The following is a 17,179-nucleotide window of genomic DNA, read 5'->3' as shown; positions in this document are numbered from 1 at the left end:
TGGATGAGCCGGCCTTCCCCCTCGCCGGTCGTGCAGGACCGTGCCGCCTTCTCGTCTGTCCTGGCGGCGCAGGCGGGACAGGGCTTGTGCGTGGTGATCCGCAGGGGATTGACCGATCCGTCGGTGGCTTCCGCCGGGGTGACGTCGATGTCGTGCGTAAGGTCCCGGCCACGGCTGGGCGGTGCGGTCCGAAATGCCGGTCGTTGATCTCGTTGAGGACGTCCCGGACTTTCCCGGCAGAGGCCGGCCGCTGAGCCGGGTCCTTGGCCAGGAGCTGGGTGACGAGCCGCTCCAGCTCCTCGGGCGCGTCCGGGCGCAGGGTGTGCAGTGGGACCCGGGGCAGAAAGATCCGCCTCGCCCGGGAACTCGCCATCCGTCGTCACCTCACGGAATGCGCGCTGGGTGACTGTGCCTGCGGGCATGGGGCAGATCCGGTCGGCGCCGGCCCGGCAGGCCGCGGCCAGCGGGACAACGTGGTCGATGTCGAGCTGGCCGGCGACGGTGAAGGTCCTGCCGTCGTACTCGCTGTACCAGATGCCCTCCACAGCCCGGCACTTGTCGTCCCTGACGACGTCCTGCCCGTCGCGCTGGAGAACGACCTCGCGGGTGTCGCACTGCCCATGCTGCGTGGCCCAGTGCGGTTCGCCCGGCGGTAACCAGTCATCGCATGTGGCGCCTCGACAAGCAGTTCACCGAGCTCACCACGGGCAACACCGACAGGCGGAGGCTCGGGCATCGTCCGCAAGCCGCTCGGTCAGGCGTCGGCGGTCTTTCCGCTGGTCAGGCGGAGAACAGGAAGACGGGCAGGAGAAGAATAGGTGCGACGAATTTACGCACGAGATTTCCGTGGGGATTGCGGTGACCGGGCAGGGGGACGCGTGGCCGCGTGACGCTCGGGTTCCCCTGCCCCGGTGCAAGGGTGAATGGGGCGCGGGGCATCGCGAGCGGTGCCCGGACGAGGGGGGGCACGCGCGATACGGGTGCGGATTTCACACCCGTATCGCGTGGTGCCCGGTCAGCGCGGCAGGTGGTGCTTCTTCCTGCGGCGCCGCTCACCGAGAGAGGTGACCCAGAAAATGGCCCCGATCACCGCTGCGAAGGGGAGCGTTCCCAGGAGGTCTCCGGTCGCGATGACTTCCACCAGGTAGAAGATCGCCCCGACGACCAGTCCCATACCCAGAGGGTGGCGTGCAGCCCACTTGCGGGTGTGGACACGGGGGTCACGGAACATGCGAAGCCTTCCCTTCGGTTAGTAGTGGGGCCAGACATGCGTGTAGCGGCCTCGCCACCAATGCCTCGCGGATCGCCATACGGTTCTCGCGCGGCGGGTGTAGTGAGCTGTGCGGCCGGCGCCGTAGCCGTACAGCCCGTCGCGGGCTCCGCGCCAGCTGCTGGCCCAGTATCCACCGATATGACGGCTCCGGCGCTTGTGACCGTAGCGATAGGAGATCCATCCCGTCACGGCTCCCGCACCTGCCGCGCAGGCGGGAGCTCCCCAGTCTTCGGTTGCGAAGGAGCACGCTCCCGCGAGGGCGTAGGAGACCAGTGTCTGATGGTGGGCGACGAACCGGCCCGCCCTGCGGACCAGTCTACGGAAATGCCACCATCTTCCATCGAGGTCGAATCGGTCGACCGGGTCGCCGTTGCAGTATTCGTACGCGTTGGCGTTGCCGCCGAGGACCGGGTCGGTGGAGAGGAAGCGACCGGCGGTCGGGTCGTAGAGGCGCACTCCCATGAGGGTGGCCCCGGTGACCGTTTCGCTGGAGCGTTGTTTGCTGCCGAGCCAGCCGTAGCGGGTGGCGGACGCGGATTCGGGATTGCCGTACTCGTCGTACGAGGTGGCGGTCGGGGCCTTTGTCGTATCCAGCGGCAGCTGGACAACCGTGTCCCCGTGGATATCCGACAGCTGCAGGACGGTGTCGCCCGTGGCGCTGGTGACCGCGTCCAGGTCACCGCCACTGCCCTGCACATTGCGGCTGCGGATGCCGCCGGTGTTCTCGGCGGTCCAGTCGGGGCTGTCGGTGTCGTTGCCGTAGTGGTTGGTCTTGGCGCCGGTCTGGGTCCAGGTGCCGGCGCTGTTGGTTTCGGTGGTCCAGGTGGCGAGGCGGCCGGCCGCGTCCAGGTTCCAGGTCTGCCGGTTGGTGCCGAAGGTCTGTTGCTGGACGAGGTCGTTGGCGTAGTAGCCGATGGTGGCGCCGGACGTCTGGGTGATGGTGCGGCCGAAGGCGTCGTAGGTGGTGCCGGTGGCTATCAGGCGGTCGGCGCTGTCGTAAGTGTTGCTTGTGCTGGTCGCGCCGGTGGAGGTGCAGGCCGCGTCGGCGGCACTGGTGGCCGTGGCCAGGGCCGTGCGGTTGGTGTTGTTGTCGAAGGTGTAGCTCCTGCGGGTGCAGGTGCCGTCGGGAGCGGTGTCGTCGGTCTGGGTGAGGCGGCCGAGCTTGTCGTACCTGTAGCCGCGGACATAGGCCTCACCTGCGGCGTTGGTGTCAGCGACGGTCTGGTCGTGGATGGAGTGGTCGGCGGTGTCGGAGGCGACGACTTGGCCGTCGCTGTCTCGGGTGTAGACACGGGAGGTCTCCGTGCCGGTCTCGTCCTGGCTGGTGGCCAGGGTGTAGCCGCCGGGGAGCTGCTCGGTGGTCAGATCGCCGTCCGCGTCGTAGGCGGCGGCGAAGGTGCCGGCGACCGAGTCGGTACGGGAGGTTTCCAGGCCGCGCGGGTCCTTGGCGGTGTCGTAGGTGTAAGTGGTGGTCGACGGGGCCGAGTCGGAGACCTTGGCCGGTCGGTCCAGGTTGTCGTACTCGGTGGTGGCGGTGTTGCCCGCCCCGTCGTTGTAGGCGATCTCCCGGCCGAGCAGGTCGGTGGTGTGGGTGATCGTCTTGCCGTTCGAGGTAACCGTGGCGATGTCACCGCTGGCCGGGTCGTAGGCGGTGGTGGAGTCCGGCACCGCCGCGCCCACTCCGCCGGTGACGGCGACCTTGGTGGGCCGACCGGCACTGTCCGCGGTGGTGGTCGTGGTCCGTGTCACGGAGTTGGCGGTCTCGGTCACCTTCGCTGTGTTGCCCCACCGGTCGTACTCGATGGTCTTGGTGGGCAGCTGGGTGGGGTTGGCGCCTCCGCCGGTGATTGCGCCGGCTGGGCCGGTGGAGCAGACCAGGTCGGCCCATTCGGGTCGGCCGTTGCAGGCGCCAGTGCCGGTCGCCGCGTAGTACGTGGTGAGTGTCGCGCCGGCGTCGGTGCCGGACGATTTGGGCAGGGTGGTCTTGGTGACCCGGCCCTGGCTGTCGTACGTGGTGGTTTTGGTGAGGCTGAGCCCCATGGGGTCGTCGGTGGTGGAGGTGGGCAGTCCCTTGATCCAGTCGTAGCCGGTCTTGGAGCTGCGGGTATCGGCGTCCGTCGGGTAGCCGTCGACGTGTGCGCCGATCGTGACGGTGGTGGGCCGGTCGGCGACTGTGGCGCTGCCGTCGGTCGGCCTGCCCTCGTCGTAGGCGGTCACCGTGTGCTGGCGGGCGGGGATCTCACTGCCTGAGGGCAGGTCTGTGCCGCCAGCTCCGGCCTTCAGGACGCCGGTCAGGGTGGTCAGGTGCAGCGGGCCTTCGGACTCCAGTTCGCGCAGTCCGTCGGCCGAGAACAGATGGGTAGTGGACAGTTGCTCGGCGCGTTCTGGGGTGGATGAGCCGTTGATACCGAGCAGGGTCAGCTTTTGCAGGTCCGGCCCGCCAGTGGCGAGCGCCAGCTCACGGTTGCCAGCGGACAGTTCGCGCACCGTGTTGCCAAGGTGGTCGTACTCCGTGGTGGACAGGTGACCACCGGGGGTGGCGGTGTTGACTTCGCGCCCAGAGGCGTCCGCGTAGGAGATTGCGGCGCGTGCGTAGGAGGTGGCGCTCAGGGCGGCGCCGTCGTGCGCAGCTGGTACGGCGTCTGCGGGAAAGACCGCGGTGGCATCCGTCGGTGCATCGCTCTGACCCCAGGCCGCGACGCTCGACGCGCTCATGGAGGCGGGCGCCTTCGTCCCGCTCAGCGGCACGTCATAGACCACCGAGGTGGTGGCGCTGCCGCCGTCGGTCTGCGACTGCGAACCGTGCTGCAGAGTGGGCCGGGAGGCCGCCAGCAGCATGCCCGCGCCCGCAGTGGCCGCGTTACCGGCGGTGCCGTAGGAGAACGTCCACGGCACCTCGCCGGGCGGCGTCAGGGTGGCGATCCGGCCCGCGCTGTCGTAGGCGTAAGCGGTGATCAGCGACGGGGTGATCTGGGGGTTCCAGGCCTTGCGCAGGCGCCCGGCATCGTCGTACTGGTACGTCTGTACGGCCTTGTACGTTGCCGCGGACGCACCGGCGTCGGTGGACCAGAGGCGCAGTTCCTTGACCTGGCCGGTGAAGTCACCGGTGGTGGCGGTGGTGGCGGTGGTGGCGGTGGAGTAGATGAACTCCAGCATCCGGCAGCCCTTGGTGGAGGGTGTCGTCTGGCAGGTCGAGGCCGTGGCCGCCGAGGTGGGCGCGATGATGTACTTCGGACGGGCCAGTGTCTTGGCGCCCGAGACAACCTTTTCTGAGATCACGGTCGTGGTGGAGTTGCTGGTGGGTAGAAAGGTGGCCGACACCTGCCAGGTGGTCGCCGCCGGGTCCACCTTGGTGAACGTGGTTGTCGTGCCCTCGTTGTCCTTCAGCGTGAACGAGCCGCTCAGGCTTCCCGTGAGCGTGAGGTCCTCGGAGCCGGGTTCTGCCTTCCAGCCTCCGCTGGCGGTGGCGGTGAAGCCGATTCCGTCTCCGCCGACGTCTACCAGGGCCACAGAGGTGTCCGACGTCTTGCGGATGTAGCCCCATTCGGAATCGGTCAGCTCAGCGCTGGTGCCCGAGGTCCACTGCGGCCCGAAGATGGCCGCCTGGCCCTCCGCGTCCGCACCCGCGGCCGGCTTCCGGGAAGAGGCCGTGCGCGAGACGCTCATATCGAACGCGGACGTATCCGTGGCAGACAGGGTGTAGTCACCGGTCAGGTCGTTCACCGAGCCCGGGCCGACCTCATCGGATGGAGCAGTTCCCGCGTTGCGGTCCACAGTGATGGTGCTTACCGGGGAATAGCCGGTGGTAGTTCCGTCAGTGAAGGCGGCACGCACATCGACCGGCCCGTCCTCGGCCAGGCTGGTGGTGATGTTCCATGCCAGGGCCGGCGGGGCGCCGTTGGGGGCGGCCAGCGGCCACGCGGCGATGGCCGAGCCGTCGGCGTTCTTGGTGACATCCGACACGGGCACGTTCGTCCACGCGTCGGTCTCGCCGCGCCGGTACTGATAGGTGACACCGGTGTAGGTGGGCTTGCCGGTGGACGAGAGTGCCACGCGGCGGGCGGGACGGTCGCCGTCACCCGGGCTGAGCAGCGCGGCGCCGTCGGCGCCGACACCGAAGGAGTACTGGGTGGTGGCCGCGGACAGGTTGCCGCCGGAGTCGATGGTCTTGGCGTACAGCGTGTGCCAGCCGTCGCCCGGGGTGATGCTGATGGTCAGCGGGTCACCGTCGGTGCCATTGACGGTGTCGTCGATGCGCTTGGCCATTGCCGGGTCGTCCAGGCCCCACTTGTAGCCCTGTCCGTCGGTCGAGGTGGTGTCCAGGGTGCAGGAGACCGCGCCGGAAGCCTTCGCCGACCAGGTGCTCAGCGGGTAGTCCGGGCACGAGATGCTCGGCGCGGCGGGCAGCCCGGTGTTCATCACGAACGTCGAGTAGCCCGACCAGGTGCCGTAGTCCGTGCCGTCATAGCCGCGCACCCGGTAGCGCAGATGCGAGCCGACCGGGAAAGCATTTGCCGACGGCACTGCCAGAGTGGAAGTGGAGCCCGAGCTTACCGACTTCCCCAGCGCGGTATAGCTGTAGGCGGCGTCGGTGTAGGCCGGGTCGGTGGTGACCTCGAACTGAGCCTGCGCGTTGCCGCCGTCCGCGTCGGTGACCTTCGCCGACAGTGTCGGGGTCAGCGAGGTGACGTAGCGGTGGCCGTTGTAGGCGTTGAGCTGCGACGGCGAGACCGCCGGGGCCGAGTTGGTGGCGTAGGAGTTGTAGGTGACCGTCAGATGGGGCTCTGCCGAGTTGTCACCGGAGATGTAGTTGGCCGAGCGGAAGCGCCGCCAGGTGTACGGGTCCGTCTCGTCCGCGCCGGCGATCCGCAGGCCGTAGTTGGCCGAGCCGGAGGCCCAGGCGGCCACGATGGCGTCGATGTCGAAGTTCATCGTGCCGCCAGGGCAGGAGGAGTCGTAGCCCAGCGCCGCCTTGTTGACCACCGCGCCGGTGGCCGTGGTGACCGGCTGCGCGCCCCAGGTGATTGCCGCGGAGTCCCAGCTGCCGGTGATCCGCCGCACCTCGGTGCCCGCACCCGTCGTGGCGCAGGTCGAGGAGTAGAACGAATACAGCGCCAGGTTCGTATCGATGATGTGCTTGCCGGCGAACTTGGCCACGTCAAACTTCACATACGAGCGGGCCTTGTTCGTGCCCGTGTCATAAGTGCCCGACTTCAGCTCCGCCGAGCCCTGCTGAGAGTCCGGGTAATCCGGGGTCTGCACCCACGTGTCAGTCGTCGCCGCCAGCGTGGACGTCGGGTCCACCGTCACCGGGTACGTCAGATCCGTACGTGCCAGGAAGTCGGCATCCGGGGTCAGGACCAGCGTCTGACCGCCGTCCGTCCCCGTCTCGATCTTCGTGTCCACCGTCATGCGGTGGTCCGACTCGCCCGAGGCAGGGTTCTTCGACGCATCCCACATCATCGGCGCCGGCGCTTCGGCCACCAACTTCCCATCCGCGTCCTTGAGCAGCAGATGCCCGGACGCGGCCTGCGACAGCTTCAACCCGTCCAGTCTCAGCGGGATGCGGTAGGACACCGCGTCGGCGGGGGCAGCGGCGAGCGAGATGTTCTCTGAGAAGCCCTGCGCCAGTGCAGTCGCCTTCAGGGTCTGCCCGCCGCCCAGATCGTAAGCGGCCGTCGATCCCTTGATCGAAGGGGTCGGCAGCTTCTCGGCCCAGCCCAGACCGAAGGTGGTCTTGCCCTGACTCACCGAGGCCAGTGCAGTGTCGCCGCCGTCGGACATGGCCACCTCAGCAGCCGCGGCCTTCGGCTCCAGCTGCGCACCCGCATCAGTCAACGCCGTGTCGATGGGCAGCCAGTTCCCGTCCTGCTCTACACGGATCGGCCCGCTGAAAGCCTCAGTCTGCAGCGCACCGCTGGGAAGTGCCCACGTCGTGGAGTCCGCACCCCGCTCGGACAGCACCTCGATCCTGCGGTTCTGCAGACGGGCCATCAACACCGCCGAGGCCTCGTCCGCCGCCTCCGCCGCACCGTAGGCGGGCTGGGTCGCCGATGTGTCGGCCGCGGCGGGCTCTCCCACCGCCACCGCCGTGCCGGTCGACTCCACCAACAAGGCAGCTTCGGCCAACAACACCAGTGACACAACACCGGCGACCTGCCGCAAGCGTCCCGATACCCGTGGTATCCGGGAACGCGACGATCTCGGCCACGCTCTCAAGCGTGCACGACTCATCCAAGGCTCCTGCATGTGAAGAAGGGGATGCCCCCACCTGGGGGCCAGGAGATCTTCCACAACGCACAGCGGAGTCGCTTCCCAATCTTCGATGTAGGTCAAGCCTTGGTATGGAGATCTCATGGAGGGAGTAAGAAGCTCACGCGGACACGGCCGGGGCGCAGGCATCCAGAGGCTTGCGTGCTCATGAGGCAGGAGCGAAAAGCTGGTAAATGAAGGCTTTTTGGTGCTTTCTTCTGTCGTCGAGTGATATGTGGAGGACTTGACTAAGTCTTGGTGGAATATCCAATCGGAATGGCGCATTCCGGATACCGTGTTCTGTGCTTCTCGTGTGCTCTCCCGCCCGGGGAGTCGGGTCAGCCGCGCACGCCGCGGCCGGCCGCCAGGGAGGACACTGCGCAGCCGGAGCTCCGCGAGTCGGACCCCGCCACCTGAACCGTCCCGCGGGCTGCGGTCCGGATGGTCGGGCGTCATCGGCTGGTGCGCAGTGGAACGGGCGCCTTTGGGACCAAGGCAGCTTTCCGGACCCGTCGTCACCTCACGGAACGCGCGCCGGGTGACCTTGCCTGCGGGCATGGGGCAGATCCGGTCTGCGCCGTCGGGGCTGTGCTCAGGGGAGCACAGCCCCTGCTCTACTTGCAGGCCGGCTCAGAACGGATCATCGACAGATGGCAAGGGCCCCAGTCGGGGCCCGTCATGACGCGTATCGCCACGGCCCGTCCTCGCAGTCCACACGCACCCCGTTCTTGTAGAAGCAGAACTTGACCCGCAACACGTCCTCGGTGTGGGTCTCTGCCTTCCCCGAGTTGCCGGATCCGTTGTCGTCGATCTGGTCGGAGTAGGACAGGCTGTTCTTCCATTGAATGTAGGCGCCGATGGCACTTCCATCGGCATTGCCGTCGTACACCCACACCCATGACTGGTTGTTGGATTCGTTGGGACCGTTGTCGACCTGGATCTGATTGGCGTAGAAGTTCCATTCGCACTGCCACCCGCTGCAGCCATCAGCTGTGGCAGGGCTTGCCGGCAGCGCTACCAAACCGGTGACCGCCGCGGTCATTCCGAGGAAGCGCGCGATGTGCCTCGTTGTCTGGGCCATGCTGAGTGAGCGTAGTTCGAGCCCGGAGCCGAACCCAGTCCCATTCCGGCCGCGCGGACCGTGCAGATGGGGCAGGTGAAGGTGCAGGCGGGGACGGAGCGGGGAGGGAGGGTGTCTGAGCGAGCACATCAAGCGGTTCGGCAAGGACTTTGCCCATGGCCTCGGCATCACCCCCGACGACTACGACGCCGGCTTGGACGTCGACTTCAGCGTGCTCGGTGACGATGAGAAGGCGGCTGTTGGAGCTGATTGCCCCGCTGCCGACAACGCACGGCAAGTCTGGGACGGGGGCTGGCGGGGCGACCCCCTTGTGGGAGGCCCAGATGCTCCAGGCCCTCGTGCTGGAGCGCGTGGGCCGCGCCGACGAGGCGGCCCGGATCCTCGGCCAGGGCAGAGCCGCGCACCGCTACTTCGCTGAGCTTGTCGTTTATGGTCCTGCGTCGAACGGGCCTCGAACTTCGTCTGCCCGCCGTAAGGGGGCTCCTACTGAGGGACTACCGCTTCGGCGCCGAGCGCGATAGCGGCCAGGACGGCGGTGTGAAAGGTCTCCAGGCCATCGGCGGGGACGGCGGTGGGGCTGCCGGTGAGGGTGTACCGCTCTTCGGCACCGGTGTACTGGACGGTGACGCTGACGCGGTGGTCAGCGAGACGGGCGGTACGCACGGTGAGGTCGCCGGTGATGACGCCCGCCTCGTCGGTCATCGCCCCGCCGGGCCCGGCGGTGACCTGGCCCTGGCACACGGCCGGGCCGGGGCAAGGCATCAGATCTCGCAGGTGTCGAGCATCTCTTCCAGTGCGGTCTTCTCCGGTGCGGTGACGTTCAGGCTGTAGACGTGCTTCACGTCGATCCACGCTCGGGAGTAAGTGCACCAGTACGTTTTCAGCGGGGGCTTCCACAGGTCCGGCGTCTGGTCGCCCTTGGACCGGTTGGATGCAGCGGAAACCGCGATGAGCTGGGAGTGGACCAGGTCATTGGCAAGCGCCTTGCGCTTGTTGGTGTCCCATTCATCGGCGCCGGCCCGCCAGGCCGCGGCCAGCGGGACAACGTGGTCGATGTCGAGCTGGCCGGCGACGGTGAAGGTCCTGCCGTCGTACTCGCTGTACCAGATGCCCTCCACGGCCCGGCACTTGTCGTCCCTGACGACGTCCTGTCCGTCGCGCTGGAGAACGACCTCGCGGGTGTCGCACTGCCCATACTGTGTGGCCCAGTGCGGGAACTTCGCCCGGCTGTATCCAGTCATCGCATGTGGCGCCTCGACATGCAGCTCACCGAGCTCACCACGGGCAACACCGACAGGCGGAGGCTCGGGCATCGTCCGCGACGGAGCCTGCACGGACCGGGGCAAGGCGGCCGGTGCGGAAGCCGACGCCGGGGCCAGGGTGGCAGACACGCCGGCGAGTGTGACAGCAGCAGCTACCGCAGTGCGCAGCCATGAACGAGAAATGATCATGCGTCAGAGATAGCGGCACCCTATCCGCGTGGAGGGCATCGTCACTCATGCGTGGGCGTGCCGTACAGGATGCTGACCGGGGCGGCTCCTTCAGCGGCTCAGGGTGTAGCGGAGGAGACGTTGGCGGGCTTCGTGTTCGGGTAGTCCGAGGCCTGGGCCGATCGTGGATCTCTCCTGCCGGTCGGCCTCTGCGTGGAATGCTGCCGTGCGGGCGGCGTCGGCGACGACGCGTTCCAGGCGGCTGATCGCCCGCAGGGCCGCGAGGGGGGCGTCGTCGACCAGGGAGTCGAGGCGCTGTTCGACCTGGTCCAGGAGGGCGACCAGGTCCTCGGGGATCGGGATGGCGCGCGCTTCGACGTCCGCGACGTGCCGGTCCCAGTCCCCTTCGGGGCCGGAGGTGTCGAACAGATCCGGGTCGCGGCGGTCCACCAGGTTCCAGTCCAGCGGGTAACGGGGCTTGCCGCGCCATCCGCACGCACACGAGGCCCGCAGCTGGGTGGCCAGAGGTGCGCGCAGCGTCCCGTCGTAGATCCACCAGTCACTGCTTTCATGCACGTGACCGCCGCTGCCCGTATCGAAGTAGACCGGCTTCGGCTCCGACCCGTCATCCAGGACCACGCCCGGCCTGCCTTCATGCGCTGCGCCGAACTCCTCGGTCTGCCACATCGCACCCACCTCACTCCCCCGCCCGGATACAACGACGCTCCCGACGATGCCCCAGACGGACCCGTGGTGAGCAGTGAACACTCGAAGTAGTGAACGCCAGATCCTCTGACTGACCGCGGACGCCAGCAGGTGCCCTACCAGCGCCTGGGGCCGTGCTCCTTCGTGGGAGCAGAGTCGACTTCTGCAGAGCGAGTCCGGGTGTCCGGGGGCGTCCTTGTCGCTCGTACGGACGTAACCCTCCCAGCAGGCGCAACCCGGCAGCGGGCCGCTCGTCGTACTGGCATGGAACCCATCGATCCGCAGCATGTCCAAGACGGCCTGGTAGTCCTCGACATCACCGCCGCCGACGAAGCAACTGCCCGCCTGGTAATGGCCTCCCTCGAACAGCACTGGGCAACCTCAGGAATCACCGCCACCCGCCGCATGCCCGGCGAGCCCGGGGTACGGGCCCGGATCTACGCGGACACCCGGCGCCACGCCACCGAGCCCTAATGATCGCCGGCCCTGGCCGCTGGTCACCGTTGATGCCAACGGTGTTGCTGACCACCTCGCCGGCGGTGGATGCGATTCATGTGCTCGGAATCCTCGGCCCCATCAATGACCCGGTCGCGATGGTGCCGCCGACACCAGGCCCGGGCTCGCCGCTGTCACTACTCACGGCGCGGTCATCCGTTCGTGAGACAGGCCGGGCGAACCCGCCCCTCACCCGGCACCATCCAGCTAAAATCCCCACGGTCAAGCCGTTGACCAGGACATACACCGAAGTCCGGCTGGAGTACTAGTAGTCACCAGCGGAGGCTCTTCACCATGACGGCGTACAGCGGGGAATCGGCGAACGGCCGCTGTTCACCGGCCTTCACGTAGCCCCAGGCCTCGTACAGATCCTGGACCTTCGGGTGGGTTGCGTCGACCAGGAGGACGGCAAGACTCTCGTCGCGTTCCTTCAGGAGTGCTTCGTGCAGAAGGTCTGAGACACCCTGCTTGCGCCACTGCGGGCGCACCATGACCTCAGAGACGGCATAGGTCGAGGTGTAGCCGGTGTTCGGCTTGTACCCGGTGGAGCGCCACCATTCCCGACCCCGCTGAAGCGGGGCGCCGTAGGCGAAGCCGGTGGGCTCGTCGTTGTCGAAGGCGACGACGCAGGTGAAGCCCTCCATGCCCGACCAGTGGTCGACGAACCAGGGGAACTTCTGGTTGAACTCGTCGTCCATCGCCGCGGCGTAGGAGTCGGCGTGCACGTCGATCAGCATCTGCTTGAAGTCGTCGGGGAGGCTTCCGTGGACGTAGTGCCGCAGGTCGGTCACCCTGGTCACTTTTGACTCCATTCATCTCGCATGCGGTCTGCCCAGTCGCGGGCGTACCTGGTGGACGGTGCCAGCCGGAACAGGTCCCGGTGGAAGTCTCCGATGAGGGTGCGCATCCGTCCGGGCAACGGGGCTCCCTTCATGGTGGCGAACACTGTGGCTGCGGTGGTCGTGGCCTGTTCGGGCTCCCCTTGCCGTAGCTGGGCGAGCGCCAGCTCGCAGGTGACCATGGCGCGGTTGCGCTGGAACTCTGGGGGCAGCGTGGCCAGGGCGCGATGGGCCATTGCCTCTGCGGTGGCAGGGTCTCCTTGCCGGTTCAGGATTCCGGCCGAGAGGTGGTTGAGTTCCGCCGGCTGGTAGAAGTCGGTCCATCGTGGGCGTTCGTCCTCTGGCGCTTTGCGGAGACTGCTCTGCGCTGACTCCAGTGCCCTTCTGGCGGCCGCATGCTCTCCCAGTGAGGAGTACGCCAGGGCAACACGAACGCGTCCCATGGAGCCGAAGAGAGGATCTCTGCGGGCCGCGGGGGATGCGCTGGCGGCCTGGGCCGCTGCGAGTTCCTCCGGCCCGTTCTTCTTCTGGTAGGCGAGCATGGCCATGAGGACCCACACGCGCATACCCGTGGGCGGGTCCTGCGACAGACCGGCGAACGTTGACGACTCATGAAGGTGCTTCTGCGCCGACGTCAGGTCGCGCAGATCGATGTAGGACCAGACCGCGGCGTTGGTGTACTCGGCCGCGAGCGCGTAGACGGCGCGGCGGACCCGGTCGCTGGCGTTGCGCTGCTGGAGTTCCAGCAGCTTGGCTCGTTCGGTGAGGGCCCGGGCGGCCAGGGATGAGTGTCCGCCGGTGCGGTTGTCGGCATCCACCAGGGCGTCCATGGCGGCTGAGGCGCGGGCCACGTCCGACATCCCCACGGCCCGGCGTTGCTTCAGGACGGGGGCGGCCGCGGCCGCCCCGGTAGACAGGACGAATTGTCGACGCCGCACGGGGTCCTCCCGGGGGTGGTTCATGGAGCTGGGTGCGATGAGTCCTAGGTCCGCCACCGGGCAGCCGAACACACGCTCAAGTGCAGCGCAAGTGCGTCCGATTGGGCGGCGGCTGGACCCGTTGAGCAGGTTGCGGACAGTGCGCGACGACACTTCCCCCGGGCGCCCGGTGATGTCGTGCACGGCCTTGTTGAGCTGGTCCGCCAACTCGTCTTGGGTGAGGCCCAGTTGTTTCATCTGGCCTTTCAGGGCCAGGTTCGCATCCATCCACCGAAAGTAGCGCCGCCATCACGTTGGCGACAGGTGCCGTGTAAAGCAGACGCAAAGTCTTCCGGGTAGTGGGCGGGAACGAACGTGGAACTCTTCCTGTCGCCCTTCTCCCTTGGCTCGTTGACTGAGTAGCAGCCACCGAGTCGACTCCGGCGCGGCGGCCAAGAGGAGACCGGCCCTGTCACCCCCGTCGGGGCCGGTCGTTCTCTGACGGAGGGAGCGACCGTGGCCGCCGTGCAACCGATGGCGGCCGGTACTCCGGGTCATACCGCGGTGCTTTGAGGACCCACACATTGAAGGGCTCAGCATGATGATGACTGCGACTGCTGTACGGACCAGCGCCTGCCCTCGCGCTGTGCGTATCGGCCTCGACATGTCCATCGGGCGGGCGCCGACCGGCCACAGCGGTGGCCTCTCGGCAGCAGAAGCGCTCTGGCCGAGAAAGTTCCGGCGGATCATCGCAACGTCGCTGCGGGCGTGGCGCCACCCTCGCCTGGTGGAGACAGCCGAACTCCTGGTCAGTGAGCTCGTCACGAATGCCTTCCAGCATGGTCGGGGCGACATCCGCGTGCGCTTGTACTTCTCCGTCAGCCACTTCGTGATCGAAGTGCGCGACGGCAACCCGGCGGCCCCCGAACTGCGGAACACGGCCCTGGACGACGAGGACGGCCGCGGCTTACACCTCGTCGACGCCTTGTCCGACGCCTGGGGTACGAGCGACGACGGCACATCCACCTGGTGCTCGCTCCCTGCCCACCAGGGCTTCGCCAACGTCCCTCCACCGGCCGCCGTCACCGACAGCACGTCACAGCATCCTCGTGCTGCAGTGGCAGGGGTGAGGGCATGAGCACCTTCGTCCTTCCCCACATGCCTGCGGCCCGAGTGCCGGCCACCGACATGCAGGATCTCACCGCCCGCGTCCGCGCCATGTTCAGTCCGGCTATCAGGAGGCCAAGCGGTTCCTGGAAGCGATGACCGTGGCCTACCGCCGCGAGTTCAAAGTGAACACCGGGATCATCCGGCCCTTCAACGTCCACGGCCCCGGGATGCTGCCCTCCGAGCACAGCCACGCGACCGCACATCCAGCAGCCTCCCCGCGTTGCAGCGGGATGGCAGCCGCGCCCAGCCCGGAAGCACGCGCTACTCCAACAGCTCACTAGGAGGACGAGATGTTCCTTCCCTATCCCGTGATCGAACAGCTCGATGCCAGCCAGGTGACAACCTGGGAGAAGTACTTCGCCGGCGCCGGACACGAACGGCCCCGGGCGATCGAGGAGGGCATTTGGCGCCGGACGCAGGATCCGGCGAACACCGTCCAGTCCGGCTGGTCCGAGGACGAGCAGGGCCGCCGCCGCATCGTGCACTACCGATACCGGTACGACCTCGACTACACGTTCCCGGTGCCGCGACTCGTTCTCGCGGACCTGTACCTGTACACGTCGGTCCTCGCCCCAAGGGCCGAGATCAGCGAGTACCGCGCAAACGTCCGCTCCTGGCTCACCGAGGGCGGCTGGCGGCAGGTCGATGACACCATGTGGTCGAAGGGCGACCTGCGTGTCACTGTCACCCCGTACGACACGCACCCGCAGGACGAGCGAGCCTCGCGGGACACGCCGGCCGGGTTCTCCTCGCTCGACGTCGTGTTCGTCTCCGAGGACTTCGCGGTGACGCGCACCGTGCGCCAGATGCCGTGGAACGTGCTGGCGGGCGGCATCCGCATCAAGGACGAGCGTGGCAACCCGACCTACTCCGAGGACCTGAGCGCGCTGTCCAAGCACCTCCCGTTCCAGGTCGAGATCGGCTGCGGCACGAGCGTCGAGGCCGGCGTCCCGCCGCTGCACTTCCTGCACCAGGCGTACCGGGTCACCACCAGGACCGACAACGTCATGAAGGGCACGCATCCGTTCGTCCTGAGCCCGCAGAAGGACACGCTCGTGCGGGAGATGCTGCTCGACGCCACGGCGAAGGCCGACGAGCTGGTGACAATGTTCCGAGACAGCTTCCTCGCCGAACCGACGGCCGCCCACCACGCGCTCAAGGCGTTGCACGACGCCGGACACTTCGTCGGCCCCGTGCTCCAGCACAACTTCGACCTGCTCGCCGCACGGGCCGGCCTCGACGAGTGCTTCGTGCGCCGCTACGACCAGAAGATCCCGCCCGTGCCGTTCCACCCCGAGGCAAAGGCGCTCCTGGTCGTCGGCCTGCACGCCGACCGACGGTCGGTCGAGAAACGGGCCCGCGAGCGCGGCATGAAGGTCTTCTTCATCGACACCGAAGGTCTGGAGGAGTTCGGCAAGTACATGCCCTATCCGCTGGAGGGCCCGCAGCACGGCGACGTGATCGTGAAGGCCGAGGCCATCCCCACGCTCATCAAGCTGTGCTCCCAGCTCGGCGTGAACGTCCCTGCTGCCCGGCCTGTCGCCTGACCGGCGCGGCGCCCCCGGGGCCGCGCACCGCACTCGTGCGCGGCCCCATCCCCGCGAGCACACCCGAGAAGGGATTCCCCAGAGTGGACTCGTACACGCACAACCGTGAGCGGCTGCTGACGTCATCCCGGCCCATGCCGGACTTCGAAGTCGTGGGAGCACAGGGCCCCTGGCTGCACCTTGTCGGCGGCACCCGGATCTTCGACGGATCGAGCGGACTGCTCTGCACCAACGTGGGCCAGAGCAGCAGCAAGGTCCACGCCCGGATCGAGAAGCAGTTCTTCCGCTACTCCTTCGGCGGTGCCGCCGTCGTCCAGCCCCACATCCAGATGGAACTGATGGAGCGTCTGTGCCGCGCCGTGCGCCGCCCCGACGACTCCGTAGCGCTGACAACATGCGGAACGCTCGGGGTCGAGGTGGCCGTGGGCCTGGTGCGCAACATCACCCGGGTGCGTAACGGGAAGCGGCGCGGGGACATTCTGACCTCGACGTTGAGCTACCACGGGATGTCGGTGCTGACCCTCGCCCTGGCCGGCAACCACGCCCGCAGGCCACGCCCGGAGGACGCCCTCGACCTCGGCCCCGGCTTCCCAGCGCCCTACCCGCCGACGCACGCCCACGAAGACCGCGACTGCGACGTCTCGTGCGCCGACGAGATCGGACAGGAGATCGACCGCCGCGGTGCCGAAAACGTTGCCGCGGTGTTGATCGAGCCCATCAACGGGACCACCGGTGGCGCCTTCGTGCCGCCCGACGGATACCTCCGGCGGGTCTCGGAGATTTGCCAGGAGCGGGACGTCCTCGTGATCCACGATGAGGTCCTGACCGGGATGTGGCGCACCGGCACACCGCTCGCCAGCCACCACTGGGACGGCTGCGAGCCCGACATCGTGATCCTTTCCAAGGGGCTGGGCGCCGGATACACGAGCGTCGGCGCGGTGCTGGTGTCCCCCGAGGTGGCCAGGTGGATCCGGCATGAGGACGCCGATCCGCTGCCCGCGATGGGCACCATGGCCACCCATCCCCTCATGGCAGCCGCGTGCCTGGGCGTCCTCGACGAGCTGGAGGAGATGGACTTCACAGCCTTCGCAGCGCGCAGCCAACGCCTCGGGGAGGCCATGACGTCGCTGAACGGCGTCGGGCCTGTGAAGGACATCCGCGGGCGAGGCTTCCTCTACGGGGTGGAGGTCGCCCAGGGGCAGCTCTGGCCCGTGATGAAGGCCGCGGAGGAACGAGGCGTGTTCTTCTACCCGTTCACTGGCGCCGGGGACCCCAAGAGCGAAGGGCTCGTCGTCGCGCCCCCGCTGACGTCGACTGACGAGGAAATCGAGTTCCTGACGACCGTGCTGTCCGGCGCGCTGGACGCCGTGAACTGAACCGCCGGCCCGCCTCAAAGCTGGCGCCTCGACCGGATCCGCGGTCATCCGATCGAACACTCCAACGAACCTGCGAGCAACCCGTCTTGGGCCC

General features: G+C 67.8%; 13 protein-coding genes and 1 pseudogene. 6 read left to right on the top strand and 8 right to left on the bottom strand.

The window, feature by feature from the left end; translation table 11 throughout:
* The first annotated feature begins 278 nt into the window (after positions 1-278).
* On the top strand, positions 279-656 hold the full coding sequence (locus OG912_RS37480; RefSeq protein WP_327713246.1) for a hypothetical protein: 378 nt from the start codon (positions 279-281) through the stop codon (positions 654-656).
* A 359-nt stretch (positions 657-1,015) separates the two neighbouring features.
* On the opposite strand, the gene OG912_RS37475 is transcribed toward OG912_RS37480, so the two are convergent.
* From OG912_RS37475 to OG912_RS37450, 6 genes are all read right to left on the bottom strand, one after another.
* A complete protein-coding gene (locus OG912_RS37475; RefSeq protein WP_327713245.1) occupies positions 1,016-1,174 on the bottom strand; it encodes a hypothetical protein in 159 nt (52 codons plus the stop codon).
* A 75-nt stretch (positions 1,175-1,249) separates the two neighbouring features.
* A complete protein-coding gene (locus OG912_RS37470; protein WP_327713244.1) occupies positions 1,250-7,408 on the bottom strand; it encodes a DNRLRE domain-containing protein in 6,159 nt (2,052 codons plus the stop codon).
* Positions 7,409-8,201: 793 nt separating this feature from the next.
* A complete protein-coding gene (locus OG912_RS37465) occupies positions 8,202-8,606 on the bottom strand; it encodes a hypothetical protein (protein ID WP_327713243.1) in 405 nt (134 codons plus the stop codon).
* A 483-nt stretch (positions 8,607-9,089) separates the two neighbouring features.
* A complete protein-coding gene (locus OG912_RS37460; protein ID WP_327713242.1) occupies positions 9,090-9,368 on the bottom strand; it encodes a hypothetical protein in 279 nt (92 codons plus the stop codon).
* A complete protein-coding gene (locus OG912_RS37455) occupies positions 9,368-9,847 on the bottom strand; it encodes a GmrSD restriction endonuclease domain-containing protein (RefSeq protein ID WP_443061066.1) in 480 nt (159 codons plus the stop codon). The genes OG912_RS37460 and OG912_RS37455 overlap by 1 nt, the downstream gene beginning before the upstream one ends.
* Before the next feature lie 300 nt (positions 9,848-10,147).
* Complete coding sequence (locus tag OG912_RS37450) at positions 10,148-10,723, bottom strand: hypothetical protein (RefSeq protein ID WP_327713241.1); 576 nt, start codon at positions 10,721-10,723, stop codon at positions 10,148-10,150.
* A gap of 282 nt (positions 10,724-11,005) precedes the next feature.
* Here OG912_RS37450 and OG912_RS37445 point away from each other — a divergent pair, with 282 nt between their 5' ends.
* A complete protein-coding gene (locus OG912_RS37445; RefSeq protein ID WP_327713240.1) occupies positions 11,006-11,215 on the top strand; it encodes a DUF6207 family protein in 210 nt (69 codons plus the stop codon).
* Between the two features lie 293 nt (positions 11,216-11,508).
* Here OG912_RS37445 and OG912_RS37440 read toward each other — a convergent pair whose 3' ends face one another.
* Positions 11,509-12,036, bottom strand: coding sequence for a GNAT family N-acetyltransferase (locus tag OG912_RS37440; protein ID WP_327713239.1), 528 nt, complete (start codon positions 12,034-12,036; stop codon positions 11,509-11,511).
* Complete coding sequence (locus tag OG912_RS37435) at positions 12,033-13,013, bottom strand: XRE family transcriptional regulator (RefSeq protein WP_327713238.1); 981 nt, start codon at positions 13,011-13,013, stop codon at positions 12,033-12,035. The genes OG912_RS37440 and OG912_RS37435 overlap by 4 nt, the downstream gene beginning before the upstream one ends.
* A 625-nt stretch (positions 13,014-13,638) precedes the next feature.
* Here OG912_RS37435 and OG912_RS37430 point away from each other — a divergent pair.
* The 4 genes and pseudogenes from OG912_RS37430 (at position 13,639) to OG912_RS37415 (ending at position 17,085) form a co-directional block, all read left to right on the top strand.
* Positions 13,639-14,130 carry an ATP-binding protein gene (locus OG912_RS37430; protein WP_327713237.1) on the top strand — a complete coding sequence of 164 codons (492 nt, stop codon included), beginning with the start codon at positions 13,639-13,641 and terminating at the stop codon, positions 14,128-14,130.
* A gap of 85 nt (positions 14,131-14,215) precedes the next feature.
* Positions 14,216-14,443 (top strand): annotated as a pseudogene (locus OG912_RS37425) (NAD-dependent epimerase/dehydratase family protein); the annotation flags it as partial.
* Positions 14,444-14,452: 9 nt separating this feature from the next.
* Positions 14,453-15,709 (top strand): hypothetical protein, encoded by a 1,257-nt coding sequence (locus tag OG912_RS37420; protein ID WP_327713236.1) that lies wholly within the window; start codon positions 14,453-14,455, stop codon positions 15,707-15,709.
* Positions 15,710-15,792: 83 nt separating this feature from the next.
* Positions 15,793-17,085: an aminotransferase class III-fold pyridoxal phosphate-dependent enzyme gene (locus OG912_RS37415; RefSeq protein ID WP_327713235.1), complete on the top strand. Its 1,293-nt coding sequence runs from the start codon at positions 15,793-15,795 to the stop codon at positions 17,083-17,085.
* The last annotated feature ends 94 nt before the right edge of the window (positions 17,086-17,179 follow it).

It is taken from the genome of Streptomyces sp. NBC_00464 (assembly GCF_036013915.1).
Taxonomy (GTDB): Bacteria; Actinomycetota; Actinomycetes; order Streptomycetales; family Streptomycetaceae; genus Streptomyces.
Note: the sequence above shows the minus strand (reverse complement) of the source record. Positions and strands in the feature narration are given on the sequence as shown.